This window comes from Vibrio sp. RM-41-2B (genome assembly GCF_024744415.1).
Lineage (GTDB): Bacteria > Pseudomonadota > Gammaproteobacteria > Enterobacterales > Vibrionaceae > Vibrio > Vibrio diabolicus.
In genome coordinates this window covers 115489-131481 of the sequence record NZ_JAMQWD010000021.1, presented here as the reverse complement: position 1 = coordinate 131481, position 15993 = coordinate 115489, and the positions used below count along the sequence as shown (strand labels likewise).

General features: G+C 45.0%; 4 protein-coding genes. 2 read left to right on the top strand and 2 right to left on the bottom strand.

Features of this window, described 5'->3' with window-relative positions:
• Positions 1-2450: Calx-beta domain-containing protein (locus tag NB463_RS15245; protein ID WP_309303492.1), on the bottom strand; the 2450-nt coding region annotated here is incomplete at its 3' end.
• A 401-nt stretch (positions 2451-2851) separates the two neighbouring features.
• Here NB463_RS15245 and NB463_RS15240 point away from each other — a divergent pair.
• Together NB463_RS15240 and NB463_RS15235 are read left to right on the top strand one after the other, a co-directional pair.
• On the top strand, positions 2852-4168 hold the full coding sequence (locus tag NB463_RS15240) for a TolC family outer membrane protein (RefSeq protein WP_170891452.1): 1317 nt from the start codon (positions 2852-2854) through the stop codon (positions 4166-4168).
• Positions 4169-4170: 2 nt separating this feature from the next.
• Positions 4171-4785 (top strand): OmpA family protein, encoded by a 615-nt coding sequence (locus NB463_RS15235; protein ID WP_074190104.1) that lies wholly within the window; start codon positions 4171-4173, stop codon positions 4783-4785.
• Positions 4786-4872: 87 nt separating this feature from the next.
• Here NB463_RS15235 and NB463_RS15225 read toward each other — a convergent pair whose 3' ends face one another.
• On the bottom strand, positions 4873-15780 hold the full coding sequence (locus NB463_RS15225; protein WP_309303491.1) for a tandem-95 repeat protein: 10908 nt from the start codon (positions 15778-15780) through the stop codon (positions 4873-4875).
• Between the last annotated feature and the right edge of the window lie 213 nt (positions 15781-15993).

Here is a 15993-nt window from a genome sequence, read left to right as displayed (position 1 = left end):
GAAATACTCACATTCGGGCGGTCATCATCCGGATCGGGGCCCGGGCCACTGCCGTCATCCACAATCGTCGCCGTACCTGTATCGCTGCCTTGCACCGCCCCAATGCCAGTCACCGTCACACTGAAATCTTCAGGGCCTTCATAAACGGTGTCATCAATGGAAGCGATACGCACATCAAATTCGGTTTGCCCGGCTGGCACGGTCACCACGCCATCGCTTGGCACTGCAACCCAACCACTTCCCGTGTTGTATTCTAAGGTACCTAAGTCACCGGCTTCAGTGTCACCCAAGTTGAGGCCTAGCTCAACTTGAACAGTGGACTCGGAGGCATTCGACAGCGTCACTTTGAAGTTCGCCGTATCACCTTCATTAATAATGCCAGCATCGGTAATAGTCACACTTGGACGGTCATCATCCGGATCAGGGCCCGGGCCACTGCCATCATCCACTATCGTCGCCGTACCCGTATCACTGCCTTGTACCGCCCCAATGCCAGTCACCGTCACACTGAAATCTTCAGGGCCTTCATAAACGGTGTCATCAATGGAAGCGATACGCACATCAAATTCAGTCTGTCCGGCAGATACGGTCACCACGCCATCGTTTGGCACTGCAACCCAACCACTTCCCGTGTTGTATTCTAAGGTGCCTAAGTCACCGGCTTCGGTATCGCCGAGATTAAGACCCAACTCTACTTGCGTTTCCGCTTCAGACGCGTTCGATAAGGTGACTTTGAAGTTCGCAGTCTCACCCTCATTAATAGTGCCAGCATCGGTAATAGTCACACTTGGACGGTCATCATCCGGATCAGGGCCTGGACCACTGCCGTCATCCACTATCGTCGCCGTACCCGTATCGCTGCCTTGCACTGCCCCAATGCCAGTTACTGTCACACTGAAATCTTCAGGGCCTTCATAAACGGCGTCATCAATGGAAGCGATACGCACATCAAATTCGGTTTGCCCGGCTGGCACCGTCACCACGCCATCATTTGGCACTACAACCCAACCACTTCCCGTGTTGTATTCTAGGGTGCCCAAGTCTCCAACCTCGGTATCGCCAAGATTAAGACCCAACTCCACTTGCGTTTCCGCTTCAGACGCGTTCGATAAAGTGACTTTGAAGTTCGCTGTCTCACCCTCATTAATGGTGCCAGCATCCGTAATAGTCACACTTGGACGGTCATCATCCGGATCTGGCCCTGGACCACTGCCGTCGTCCACTATCGTTGCCGTACCTGTATCGCTGCCTTGCACCGCGCCAATGCCAGTTACTGTCACACTGAAATCTTCAGGGCCTTCATAAACGGCGTCATCAATAGAAGCAATACGCACATCAAAATCAGTTTGCCCGGCTGGCACCGTTACCACGCCATCGTTTGGCACTGTGACCCAACCACTTCCCGTGTTGTATTCTAAGAGACCTAAGTCACCGGCTTCGGTGTCACCTAAGTTGAGAGTCAGTTCAACCTCAACATCTATAGCTGATGGATTAGATAACGACACTTTAAAACTAGCCGTTTCACCCTCATTAACTATCCCTGCATCGCTCATCGTTACCGTTGGGCGATCATCATCAGGACTTAAACCTGGCCCACTACCATCATCAACAATGGTTGCCACCCCGGTTGCAGGTGTATTTTGTTCTTCTGTTGTGCCAGAGAGCGTAAACGTTTCTGGGCCTTCGAATATAGAGTCATCTATAGAGTCGAGAGAAACCGTAAACCCACTTTCACCTAATGGGACCGAGACTGTAAAAGTACCATTATCATCAACTGAGATGTCTTCTGTTGTGCCATCGGAAAATGTTATGAGAACACGCTCGTTAACGTAGTCACTTCCGCTCTCGTCAGTTGAACCACCAGTTGCGGTGCCATCAAGTAGCGACAAAGTGACATCGGTGTTGTCCTCTGTTGCTTGGTTTAAAGTAATATCGAATACAACTTGATCACCTTCGTTGATAATCGGACTAGATATTTCTTGAACAATTATCGTTGCAGGAACGGGGATTGCTGTTGGTTCTGGTGGTTGTATTTGGAGAATATCGAGTAACGTCTCTACCTGAGTACTTGAAAATCCTGTTCCGTCAGTTCCCACTGTCTCAAAATTGGTACTAGCGAGTAATTCAGCACCTGTGCGATCTATAGCTCCCGTATTCTGTGGGCTAGACCCGTTTCCTTCACCTGCAGCAGGCTCAAACTCTTCACCCAGCTCAGTCGGGTCTTCCCCACTAGCAATTGCTTCAATTAACGCTGTGATATCATCAGTTACATTTATCGAACTTCCTTGTGGTGTCACCTGCTCGATCACAAGCTCAGAAGTATCTGATACCTCATCAATTATTAACTCTCCTGGTTGAGGTAGTTGTCCCTCTTCTAGGGTCCTGATTTCCCCATCCAGCCCGATAACCACGATGTTGCCCATCAATGAGCTCAAAGTTACTCGATCCATATCTACCTCGCCCCACTTCAAACCAAGTCAAAAGTTTGTCACCTCTACATTTACGTCTATAGTTTAGTCAAAATCATCATATTTTCGTTGTATGTGTAGCTTGTAGGACGTTTGATAACTCTAGGGGCAGAGTTACAAAAAAGCGCAGAGTGACACAGGCCGTGAAACGCTATGATATTAAGAATTCAAGCTTTTCTCCGAGCTAAACTTGCTATGTTGCTAAGCAACATTCGACATATGTGCTAAGGTTTTAAAAGGCGAAATCTTGGATTTTTGAAACAAAAGCTTTGTTTTAACAGTAGGTTGATAAATCCCTTACTCAAGCACTGTTATTTATGATGTTTCGTCTCAGTTATGAGATGAAATAGCAAAAAGCAACACGAATTTTTAGGAGAAATACCGTGAAATGGAACCGACTAAATATTGCTTGCTGCTGTAGTTTAATGGTGTCTATACCCGTTTTCGGTCAAACTTTAGAGCAAGCAGTGGCATTGACGTTAAAAAACAATCCTGACATTAAGAGTGCATTTAATGAATTTACGAGCAGAAAATACGTAAATGAAGCCTCTTCGGGTGCTTACTTGCCCTCTATTGATCTAGATGCGGGAATTGGGTATGAAGGATTAGACCCTTCTGACGAGGTGGGACGTGGGGATACAGATTACACTCGAAAGGAAGCTTCGGTAACACTAACTCAGCTCATATGGGATGGCAGTGCAACCTTAAATGATATCGATCGTACCGCAGCTGACGCTGAATCAGTAAGATTTCAACTTTTAGCCGATGCATCAGATAAAGCACTTGAAGTCACCAAAGTGTATCTAGATGCAGTAAAAGCTTACGAAATACTCAAGCTGTCTGAAAACAACCTGGCTGTTCACAAAGATATTTACGAAGACATTAAAAAACGAGTCAACTCAGGTATCGGCTCTACCGCTGACTTAACACAGGTAGAAGCACGTTTGGCAAAAGCACACGGTAATTTGGCAGCTGCTCAAAATAATTTGTACGACTCTCACACTATGTTCACTCGTTTAGTGGGTCAAACCCCGCAAGGGTTGATCTTTCCAAGAGCGGATCAGAATTTCATTCCATACACCATTGATGAAGCGGTAGGTTTGGCATTTGAGCTGCACCCTGTCATTCAAGTCGCGCTCGCAGACGTGGACTCTGCTAAGTTTCAATACAAACAGTCTAAAGGTGTTAATTACCCAACCATTTCCATTGAAGCTTCGCAAACATGGCGTGACGACGCTGATGGTTTAAAAGGTCGAAGTGATGAGACACTTGCCATGCTGCGTCTACGCTACAACCTATTTAATGGCGGCAGTGACGCTGCAAACTCAGAAAACTTCGCCTATCAGTTAAACAAAGCGAAAGACTTACGTGAAGGTGCTTATCGCAATGTTGAAGAAGGGTTAAGGCTTTCATGGAGCGCGCTTGATTTAACATTACAACAAAAAGAGTTTCTGTCAGATCATGTTGACTCTGCGTCTGAGACCGTAATTGCTTACGAGAAGCAATATCGCATCGGTAAACGAACACTGCTTGATCTATTGAACACTGAAAACGAGCTCTTTGAGGCGCGTAAAGACTACTTAGATTCTAAATACGCAGAGCAGTACGCCAAATATCGAGTGATGAACGCAACAGGTCAACTGTTGAGTGCATTAAGGGTCGAAATGCCTAAAGAATGGCTAGAAGAAGTGGAGTATTAATTATGAAACACATAACTCTTATTGCACTCTCATTGATGATTTCGGCATGCAGTTCATCCGATAAAGGCGATGAATATGATTATATTGATACGCCAATTGCCGATCAGTGGGCTGATCATATAGATGATGACTCAGACGGCGTTATTAACGAGCGCGATTTGTGTCCGGGTACTCCTTTAGGAGCCGAGATAGATAACGATGGCTGCGGTTCGTATGTCGACTCCTCACAAGAAATGCAAATTCGAGTCCTATTTGCGAACGATTCCGATGTGATCAATCCTATCTTTACGGAGCAAATTCGAGAACTATCCGACTTCTTGAAGGAGTATCCAAATACATCGATAGAGATTCAGGGCTATGCCAGTCGTACTGGTACTGCAGAACACAATCTTGACTTATCTAAACGCCGCGCTGAGAACGTTAGAAAAGAACTCATGATGAATGGCATTAGTGGAGATAGAGTCACCATTGTCGGCTATGGAGACACGGTACTTGCAACACAAGGCACCGACCAAGTGAGTCATGCGTTGAACCGTCGAGTCACCGCAACGGTGATTGGCCACAAAGGTGAAGTGAAGAAAGAGTGGACCGTTTTCACGACACTTCCTAAGAGCTAACATCGCAATGAACGGAGTTTAAAAATAAAAGGTCTAGCAAATTGCTAGACCTTTTTTGATTTTAAATTTGACTACAGTTTAGCGCTACTACATGTCTTTGTACTGAGCTTCTAAACTCGCAATTAAGCTTTGAGTCACATCATCGACACTCGCACCATCAAAATGGATGTCTAATGTCGAGCCACCTTTCGTAATACTCAAGTTCGCTTCCGAGCCGCCATCTGGTGCCACTTCTACGTGATACTCTCCGACATCACCAGTATGATCACCGTACTGAAGATCATTAAGAAGCTCTCCAATTTCATCTTTAGATAAGTCATCAAACAGATCGGAGAAGTCTAAAGTATCCTCATCTTTGTTGAAATCAGTAACGGTATCAACCTCGTTGGTCACTTCACTCCACTTAAAGATGTCAGAGCCCTCATCTCCCGTTAAGATATCATTACCCAAACCACCAATCAGAATATCATCACCTTCACCACCAACGAGTATGTCGTCACCACCCTGACCAAACAGTAAATCGTTGCCAGCACCACCAGATAAGTTATCCGACTTATCACCTTGGTGAGATTGGTTGAATTCTTCTAAGTTATTTTTAACGTATTCATGGATGTCTTCACCATCAATGGTAGAAACATCTTGACCCGTTTGCTGTGCCACATGTGATTGAATCGCACTCAAACCTTGCTCATTACCGCCAAATTCAATTAAATCACCCAGCAAGATATCGTCACCTTCTCCACCCTGAATAGTGTCTGAGCCTTGTTTTAGGGGCACATCTTGACCCAATATCGTTTCAGCAAGTTTAGTAACATCGATATCTGACTCTACCACACCATCAGTGTCATAATGCTTAAGTGTCTGTTCATCAACACCACTACCAAGACCTATCGACTCTACTGAAGACAATGCTGCTAACACTTGATACATATGTTGAGCTTGTGTTGAGCTGCCACCTTCATCGTAGTAACGGATAGAGCCATTATATCTGTCGATATCACCAAGGGTTCTGCCTGTTAGCGGTGAATATACCTGACCGTAACTATCTATAACGACATCACCTTTGTAGATAACCGTCTGTCCGTATGAATAATTATTGCTACTAACTATATCTTGCAGGGTAACAAGCTTGCCAGAATCATCGACATCCAAAATCACTTTCGAGAATTCATTCTGCGCTAAATGGTAGAGATGCGTTGCTCTATTTGGTTGACCATCAGTAACAAAGTACGTGATATTTTGGCCATTAGGGTTAGGTTGACTGCTAAACCATTCAACAGCTGACTGTAAACCCGCCTCATAGTTTGTGCCGCCGTCACCCTCATCACCTATAGCACTATTCAGTTCTTTTACAAACTCATCTCTTGCTGTTGGAGAACTCAAGTCAACGGAAATAACTGCTGACGCACTTGAAGCAAACTCACTGAGGTGAATATTCACTGTTCCAGGCTTCTCACCCTGATTTGCAGCGCTTAACAGTTCATCAAACACATCTAGTACTTCTTGCTTCGCAGTTCCTACCCAGTTACCCATGCTCCCTGAAGTATCCAAAACAAAGGCGATGTTGTAGTCCTGACCGGCAATGATCTCCAACCCTTGGACATCGCCAACAATAATATCGTGATCGTCACTGCCCGTTATCTGATCGTTCCCATGTGAACCCGACTCTAGAACATAGTCACGAGCTGTAAGCTCAATAGACTCTGTTGTTGAAGCGGCATCATTATTTGCTTCTTCAACCGACGTCGCGGTAACGCTTAGTGGGAACTCTAGACTACCTTCATAATCAAACGGTACTCTGATATCTAAAGAGACCTTACCGTTAGCATCCAGGGTGACAAGATAATTACCGTTTGCGTCCTGATTAACGGCATGTCCATCGATATACAGCTCTACACCATCCGGCAAACCTTCCACAAAAACAGTTTGCGCCAAGCTTTCACTTCCATCGACATCAACCAAATCAACGTTAATATCAACGGGAATCCAACGCTCTTGAAGCACTTCATAGGTGCCGTCGGGCTTCAATTCAACGACTTTGTCTGCAAAAACAATTCGTTCAATTTCATATAAGTGATCACCACGATCATCACTACCTGTGTGGTCGTTTACCGAATCGATAGAACGATTATCTAGCAAAATCCAATATGGGACTTGACCTCCATGATCGTCTTTGAAGGTCATTTTGTAGTCACTAAAGTTTCCAGTTAAGTAAACCGTATCTTGGCCATCATAATCTGTAATAGTGGACGCATCATCACCATAGAAAGAGTCGTTATTACCACCGCCAATAAATACGTCATCACCGCCGCCACCATAGAAGGTGTCATTGTAATCAGTCCCAACGAATAAGCTATCGGTATCACTTCTGTCGTTGTTGTCTCCTAGCATCACTCCGGCGTATGAGTGATTTTTTTGCTCGACATCATCCAAACCAAGATCAGCAGCGACGAGTTCATTCTCTGTAGGCGTTTTATCTATCGCAGAAGTAGCTAAGTTGTGATTAGGATCAACAGCATCTCTTTTTACTAACTCTCCAACATTAATCGTGATCGCAGGGGCATCTGCAACTGCAACAACGTTAATATCAAGCGTATTTGTTGCGCCAGTATTTGTGGTGTAATTAATTAATGGAACATCACCTGACCAGTGCTCGGTAGGTTCAAATACATAACTACCATCTTGGTTTACTAATAAAGTGCCACTGGTCAAAGATACGTTTTCACCTACCGCATAGTCAGTGCCATTAATAGTAATGTGATCAACCATCAGAAGGTTGTCGTCATCAGAGTCATTACGCAATACGTTACCCTGTAGCGAATTATCTTCGTTGGTCTTCCCAATATCACTTTCCGTTTCCGTCGGTAAGTTCTCATGTACTACAACATTGATCGCCAAGTTAGATTCTGCTGAATCACCATTCGCGCGTTCTGTACTCGTTGCCTTCAAATTGATTGTGAAGTCATCATGGGAGCCCGCTGGTGGAGTCACTGTAAGTGTATCTAATGCCCAACTTGTCACGTCCAGTTCTTCATCAATGGTTGCTACAGTAATAGAACTGTTTCCATCTGAAAGGATCGCACCTACAGGTAAGCCAGTTAGCGTGACTTTAAGTGATTCAGAGCCATCTGTATCATTTAAGCTTGCTTTAATTTCAGAGAGCGGTATCGCTGTATCTTGTAACCCTTCGTTCAGCTGATATGTTTCGTAAAACGCAACACCATTAACTTCTTGTAGTTCAGACGTTCTGATATCAGTTGCTTCTAGTGCACTTTCATCACTAACTACGTAAAGACTACTATTGCTCAGATTGACAGGCGCTTGTCCATTAATGGATACATCCACATTAAAGTTACCCGGACCACTTTGGTTATGGTGATAGATTTCAATTGGATAAAAGCCAGATACCGAAGGGGTAAAGCTAGCACCCTTAATATCACCACTGTCGCTACCCCAACGAGCTTGATCAAGTAACGTACCACCCAACTTGATAGCAAGGCTATCATCTGCTTGGCCAACAAAGTCGTAACTCGAACCAGCTTCGAGATAAACAAGAGATGTGACTAGAACGGCCTCATTTGCCAAGGTTGCATGAGTCCCTAAATCTTCCACATTTGACCAACTAAATTGAGTACCATCTGCTGCATCAAGAGCGTTGATCGCTGCAATTAGAGTCTCTCCGCTGACCCCCATGCCATTACTAGAACCAACTTGAACATTGCTCCATGTTGTAACGTTAAACTCTTGTTGGGGTAATGAGTTCTCGTGCGTCACTGCGATTAAGTTCGGTTTATCAGCGATAGGGTTTACGTCTATTGTCAGTGTTGACTCTTGACCGGTACTCTGTCCATCTGTTGGTTTAAAGCCAATTTGAGCGTAACTAGACTCCTGATCTCCGACTTGATTTCCGCCGAAACTGTCACTGCCAGACTCATTTAATTCAGGTACAAAACGAACACTGTTTTCATCAAAGAGCGATTTATCAAGCACTTGATGGATTTGGACAGACTGCCAATCGCCTTGCGAATCTTTATACTCTAATGACCCATCGCTAGGAAGCGTTGTGATTTGGACGGAGAGCTCTGATACGTTAGAGTCCACATCGCTAATACCGAATGATGACCAATCAAGCATCACTTGGGTATCTTCACTCATCTCAACCGCGGAAGGCGAAGATTCAGGAGCATCATTCACATTTACCAGAGAAACATTGACCTCGGCAGTATCAATCCCGCCAGTTCCATCGATAACCTCAACCTGAAGCGTATAATCGCCCAAGTCAACATCATCGATTGTCTTGTTCAATGAAATCTCTCCGCTTGTCGGGTCGATATCAAAAATACCATTAGTGGTCGAGCCATCTGCAAAGCGGTATACAAGCACGTCATTATCGTGATCTTCAGCAACGACCGTACCAATAATGGACCCACTCACCGTGTTTTCGTTAACTGACCCGAAGTCGTAAACATCATCATTTGGTTTGTCACCAGCACTATCGCCGCCAGAAATAAACTCTGGAGCGTGCTGAGCATCTATAATAGAGACTGTTGCTTCATTCGAGTCACTTGCAAGCGTCGAATCTGCACCAACCGTACCAATTAGAGTCACAGTTAGGTTTTCAAGATCTTCGTAAATACCATCATCGAGAGTTTTTATATCAATCGGCGCCGACGTTTTACCCGCTGGAATCGTGACTGTGTACGTACTTGGAGCAATATAATCTTTGTCATCAACATTCCCGCCGATTGTGAATGTTACCAGCACATCTTCATCTGCTTTTTGATCAATGTTGACGATAAATTTTGCATCACTACCTTCATCAACTGAGGATTGATCTGAGCTAATAGTCACTTTCGGTGCACTTTGGGCATCAACGATCACAACACTTGCGCTGTTATTTGAAGCAATGCTCGCATCAGCGCCATCCACCTCTTTAATGGTTACTGTGAAAGATTCTGCGCCCTCATAAATACCATCGGTGAGCGTCAGTAAGTCAAGAGCAGCTGAAGATTGACCCGCAGGAACTTCAACACTCAGAACGCCAACAAAATCTTTTCCATCTTGGGCCACGCCACTATATTCGACATGAACCGTAACGCCCTCATCTGCAACTTTATCAAGTGTCAGCGTAAAGCCTGCCGTTTCACCTTCATTTACGCTATTTTGATCGGCACTAATACTAACTAAAGGTGCAGGATCAGAATCCACAATATTTGCGTTACCAGTTACAATACCATTACTGGTGACACTACCGATTTCCGTAACCGTCAGACCAAAGCTCTCATCACCTTCATGGACATTATCTAGTTTGGTCGGGACTGCGACTTTAATTTCAGCGACACCTGGAGGTATAGTAACGTCTCCATTAGGCGCTATATCTAATGTTTGAGTTTGACCATGAGTATCCACATAGGTCACTACCATAGTGCCTAGATCAACATCTTCCGCAGTATAACTATCATTTGTTGTTGACTTCAGATTGACGACAACGGCCTCTTGAACAGGGTTAGAGAGTAAAACGGTAAATATTGCGTCAGTTCCTTCAATGACATCGCCAGCATCTACTACGCTAAGTTTTGTACTGTCATTATCAAGAACTGTTGCCGTCCCCGTTTCACCGCCGATCTCAAGAACGATCGTTTCGCTGCTTTCCACAACCAAGTCATCAATAGTCGGAATCGATATTTCGAAGCTACTTATACCTGCAGGAACAATCAAGTAACCACCTAAGAAAACAACACCATTTGTATAGGTTGCATTTGATAGATTTACGTCATTCTTATCAACTGAAGAACCTTGAGCAAGCATATCAACTTGGTACTTAACGGCAGTGCTGGTGACTTCATCTAGAACAACCGAGAACGTGACATTGTCACCCTCAGTCACGCTATCACCGACCACAGACAGACTTGGCCCATTTTCAGCAACATTACCATCTAGCATTTCATTAACGATATTGACTGTAGATGGATCGCTAACGCCACTTTCAGAGTCGACGGCCACATATCCAAAGCTGTCTTCGGCAGGAACACCTTCTACATAACGTAACTCCCAGTTACCTTCATTTTTCGTAGAAAAATCTAACTGAGTAATGACCGAACCTTCAGGAAGAGCTAGATCTTTCCCATAACCAACGCTTGTTTCTTGGAATAGCATGAAGTTGCCTTCAGGCTTCAAAAACTCGAACGTTTGAGTCTGTTGGACATTATTTGAATCTAAGTATGTAACCGTAATAAGTGCTGCGTTGTCATCACCGTAATCAAACAATCCACCTAGTCCATCTAGACCAAGGTTTACGCTGCCCACAGGGTTATTAGACAAATCGATCGTAATCGTTTCACCTTTCTCAATACCCTGCCCATCATTGTCAGCGATACCATTGCCGATATGTGACACCTGACGGTTGTATTGCGCAAGCTCATCGCTATCAGAAGAAATAGTGATAGAGGCTCCATTTGCTAAATGCTCAGTACGGGAATGTGATGGACCACCATCCTCACTTAATCCCCAGTTATTGAAATCTGTTGTAGATTCCGAGCCATTAGGCGTATTTGGACGATCTTTGATACCTAATAAGAAGCCAACATTATCAGCTTCATAGTAAAGACTGTCTTTGTCATAAAGCGTATCGCTTACTTCTTTAATTTCGTGCAACTCACCGTCACTATCTTTAAAGAACAACGTACCTGATGTTGGCAGTTCAGTAATCCGGACATGTAGATCGTTGCCTTTTAAATCGTCTTCAACATCCGCGATATGATCTTGAGAATCACCGCTACCCAGAGGTTTCGTATCGGTATCAAACACAACGTGCGTAAGCTGATCATCGGCCACATGCGTAAAGTCTTCACTGTCAGGTTTGTCGTTTACTGGCGTGACATCAACTTTAACAATGGTGGATTCACTGACACCACCAGAGGTGACGATATAGGTGAAAGTATCTTCACCATGATAGTTGTCGTTTGGCGTGTAGGTTACGCTGCCATCAGGGTTGACGGAGACTGTACCGTTAGCTGGGCCTTTACTGGTATCAAGCGACACCACTTTATCGTCGCCGTCAAACGTGTCGTTACCTAAGACGTTAATGATGGTTGGCGTGTCTTCCACGACTGTCGCGCGGTCAGATTCAATATCCGCCACAGGTGCAACCGTGAAGTTCACCGTTTGGCTGATGCTTTCACCACTTGGATCAGTAGCAGTAAACGTTAGGGTTTCTGAGCCGTTCCAGTCTGCCGTTGGGCTAACGGTCGCAATGCCATTTTCAATCGAAACCAACACGTTGCTGTTGCCAGACACTGAGAAGTTTAGCGAGGAATCAGTATCTTTGAATACTTCATTCAAGTCGATCGTGTATGCATCGAAATCTTCCGATAACACTTGGTCTGCAATGACATTTTCAACAATCGGTGCATCATTAACACGATTCACAATCAAACTATCACTGTCGCTAACCGTTGGATTAACACCATCCGACACTGACGCGCTGATAGTCAGGTCTTTAAGGTTAAGTTCATCGTTGTTAACCGCATCAACACCCGCTTGAGTTAGCTTGACTTCATTGCCAACCAACACGAAGTAACCGTTTGAGTTGTTTTCTAGCAACACCGTAAGCTCATCTTCCGGCGTGTCAGTATCGTGAACCGTTAAGGTTGCCACTACCGTATCAGTGCTCACTGCATCTTCAGTGATGCTCTCTACAGCATCGACCTTGATGGTTGGCGCATCGTTTACTGGATTTACAGTAACGGTTACCTTCGCTTCGTCGGTCAATTGACCGTCCGTTACGGTGTAGGTAATTTCGGCGTCACCATTGAAGTTTTCGGCCGGTGTGAACACCAGTTTGCCGTCAACAATTTCAACCTTACCTTGTGTTTCAGGTACGGACGCCGATTCAATCGACAGCGTATCGCCATCAATATCGGTGTCATTTGGCAGGACATCAATCGTCACTGGCGTGTCTTCGTCAGTAATCGCCGTGTCATCCTTTGCCACTGGCGCGTCGTTGACCGGCGTCACATTGACTTCAACGGTAGTGGATTCAGACACACCGCCTGATGTCACGACATAAGTGAACGTATCTTTGCCGACGTAGTTATCATCTGGTATGTAGGTCACAGTTCCGTCAGGGTTGACCGAGACCGCGCCGTTAGCTGGGCCTTTACTGGTATCAAGCGACACTACTTTATCGTCGCCGTCAAACGTGTCGTTACCTAAGACGTTAATGATGGTTAGTGTGTCTTCGATTACATCCGCACTGTCTGCCTCGATGTCGACTACTTGTGCAACCGTAAAGTTCACCATTTGACTGACGCTTTCACCGCTTGGGTCTTTAGCTGTGAACGTAATTGTCTCTTTGCCATTCCAATCCGCAGTCGGAGTAATGGTAGCAACGCCATTCACAATAGAGATCTGGATGTTGTTATTGCCAGAGACTGAGAATTCTAGCGAGGAATCAGAATCTTTGAATGCTTCATTCAAGTCGATCGTGTATGCATCGAAATCTTCCGCTAGCACTTGATCTGCAATGACGTTATCGATAGTCGGTGCATCGTTAACACGATTCACAATCAAACTGTCACTGTCGCTAGCCGTTGGATTAACACCATCCGATACTGACGCGCTGATCGTTAGGTCTTTAAGGTTGAGTTCGTCGTTGTTAACCGCGTCAACACCCGCTTGAGTTAGCTTGACTTCATTGCCAACCAACACGAAGTAACCGTTTGAGTTGTTTTCTAAAGAAACGGTTAATTGGTCTTCTGGCGTATCAGAATCAGCGACTTCCAACGTCGCCACTACCGTATCAGTGCTCACTGCGTCTTCAGTGATGCTTTCCACGGCATCAACCTTGATAGTTGGTGCATCGTTTACTGGCTTTACAGTAACGGTTACCTTCGCTTCGTCGGTCAATTGACCGTCCGTTACGGTGTAGGTAATTTCGGCGTCACCATTGAAGTTCTCGGCCGGTGTGAACACCAGTTTGCCGTCAACAATTTCAACCTTACCTTGTGTTTCAGGTACGGACGCCGATTCAATCGACAGCGTATCGCCATCAATATCGGTGTCGTTTGGCAGGACATCAATCGTCACTGGCGTGTCTTCGTCAGTAATCGCCGTGTCATCTTTTGCCACTGGCGCATCGTTGACTGGCGTCACATCGACGTTCACTGTGGTGGACTCCGATACCCCGCCCGATGTAACGATGTAGGTGAAGCTGTCTGTACCGTGGTAGTTGTCGTTTGGCGTGTAGGTTACGCTGCCGTCAGGGTTGACCGAGACCGTGCCGTTGGCAGGGCCGTTATTGGTATCGAGCGACACCACTTTATCAGTGCCTTCAAACGTGTCGTTACCTAAAACCTTGATGATGGTCGGCGTATCTTCCACAACCGTCGCGCTGTCTGCCACGATGTCCGCCACAGGGGCAACTGTGAAGTTCACGGTTTGACTAACACTCTCGCCGCTTAGATCGGTGGCGGTAAAGGTCAGTGTTTCTGAGCCGTTCCAGTCTGCCGTTGGGCTGATGGTAGCAATACCATTCTCTATTGAGACATTTACATTGCTATTACCAGAAACGCTGAAGCTCAGCTCGCCATCAACGTTATCCACATCGCTGAAGGCCGTATTCAGATCGATCGTGTATGGCGTGAAATCTTCCGCCAAGGTTTGGTCTGCAATGCTACTCTCAACCACAGGCGTATCGTTCACGGCATTCACCGTAACTTTGACCGTCGCTTCGTCAGTCAGCGCACCATCGGTGACGGTGTAAGTGATCTCAGCGTCGCCATTGAAGTTCTCAGTTGGCGTAAATACAAGCTTGCCGTCAATAATCTCGACTTGACCTTGGTCACTCGGCACAGACGCCGATTCAATGCTTAACGTATCACCATCGATGTCAGTGTCGTTTGGCAGTACATCAATCGTTACTGAGGTATCTTCCTCTGTAATTGTTGCGTCATTAAGGGCAATAGGCGCATCGTTAACTGAGTTTACTGTTACCGAGACTTGAGCTTCATCCTCTAGCTCACCATCTGAGATAGTGTAGCTAATAGTTGCATTACCATTGAAGTTTTCAGCCGGAGTGAAAACAAGCTTACCACCGACAATCTCAACGATACCTTGCTCTTCTGATACAGAAGCAGAAGTAATGGTTAAATCGTCACCTTCAATGTCACTGTCGTTAGCGAGCACATCAATTAAAACCTGGGAATCTTCGTCAGTTTGAATCGCATCGTTAGTCGCTATTGGCGCGTCATTAACAGGCTTAATATCTAAATTAGCAGTGCCATTAATAACACCCCCATCGTCATCAATGATGTCATAGGAGAATGACACTTCAGTATCATCATCAGCTTCTGGTATATAAGTCCAAGATCCATCGTTGTTATCAATTAAAGTGCCATTCCCACTCTCAATAGTCACGTTTGTAACGATAAGAGTATCGGCATCATCAATATCGACATTTGATAGTAATTCTTCGGTAGTTATCGTGATGGGATCGCTATCTTCTTCGATAGCGCTTAATGTCACTGGAGAATTAGTAAGTGGTTTATTTGAGCCATCTCCACTGGTTTCTATATTTGTTGCGAAAAAGTCATTTAAGGTCAACGCTTGTGTTTCAGATAAACCGAGGGATTCCAAGCCAATAGTTTCAAAATTTGTTGAGGCCAGTACTTCAGTGCCATCCCGTGCAATCGTGGCACTATTTTGTAAACTTGAACCACTGTTTTCACCCGCAGCTGGCGCGAGTTCTTCATCAACTATAGAAGGGTCTTGACCTTGCTCAATAGCACCAATAATTCGTGCCACATCATCAGAAATATCTTTTGAGCCTTGCTCTTCAGTTAGTTGAATGTTCAAATTTAGAGGGGCAGCATCTGTCGTTGCCACTACCACTTCACCTGGTAGGGGCTGCTGTCCTTCTGTTAGGACTCTCAGCTCCCCATCTAAACCTATTACGACGACTTGATTACCGAGTGACACTAACGCTGTACGATCCATATAAATCTTAACCCCAAATAACTGTCAAGTTTTTGACTAACAATACTAATTTGCTATATATTGCCTGATTATATAGTGCAATAACAGCAATTTGATGCTCAATTAAGTAATTATGTGTCATACATCAATAGGAATCTAGGCGCACATTCATCTTGTTTTAATAAAAACCACTCAACGCTTGTTAAACATCAATTTCACTTTAAAATCGGGATC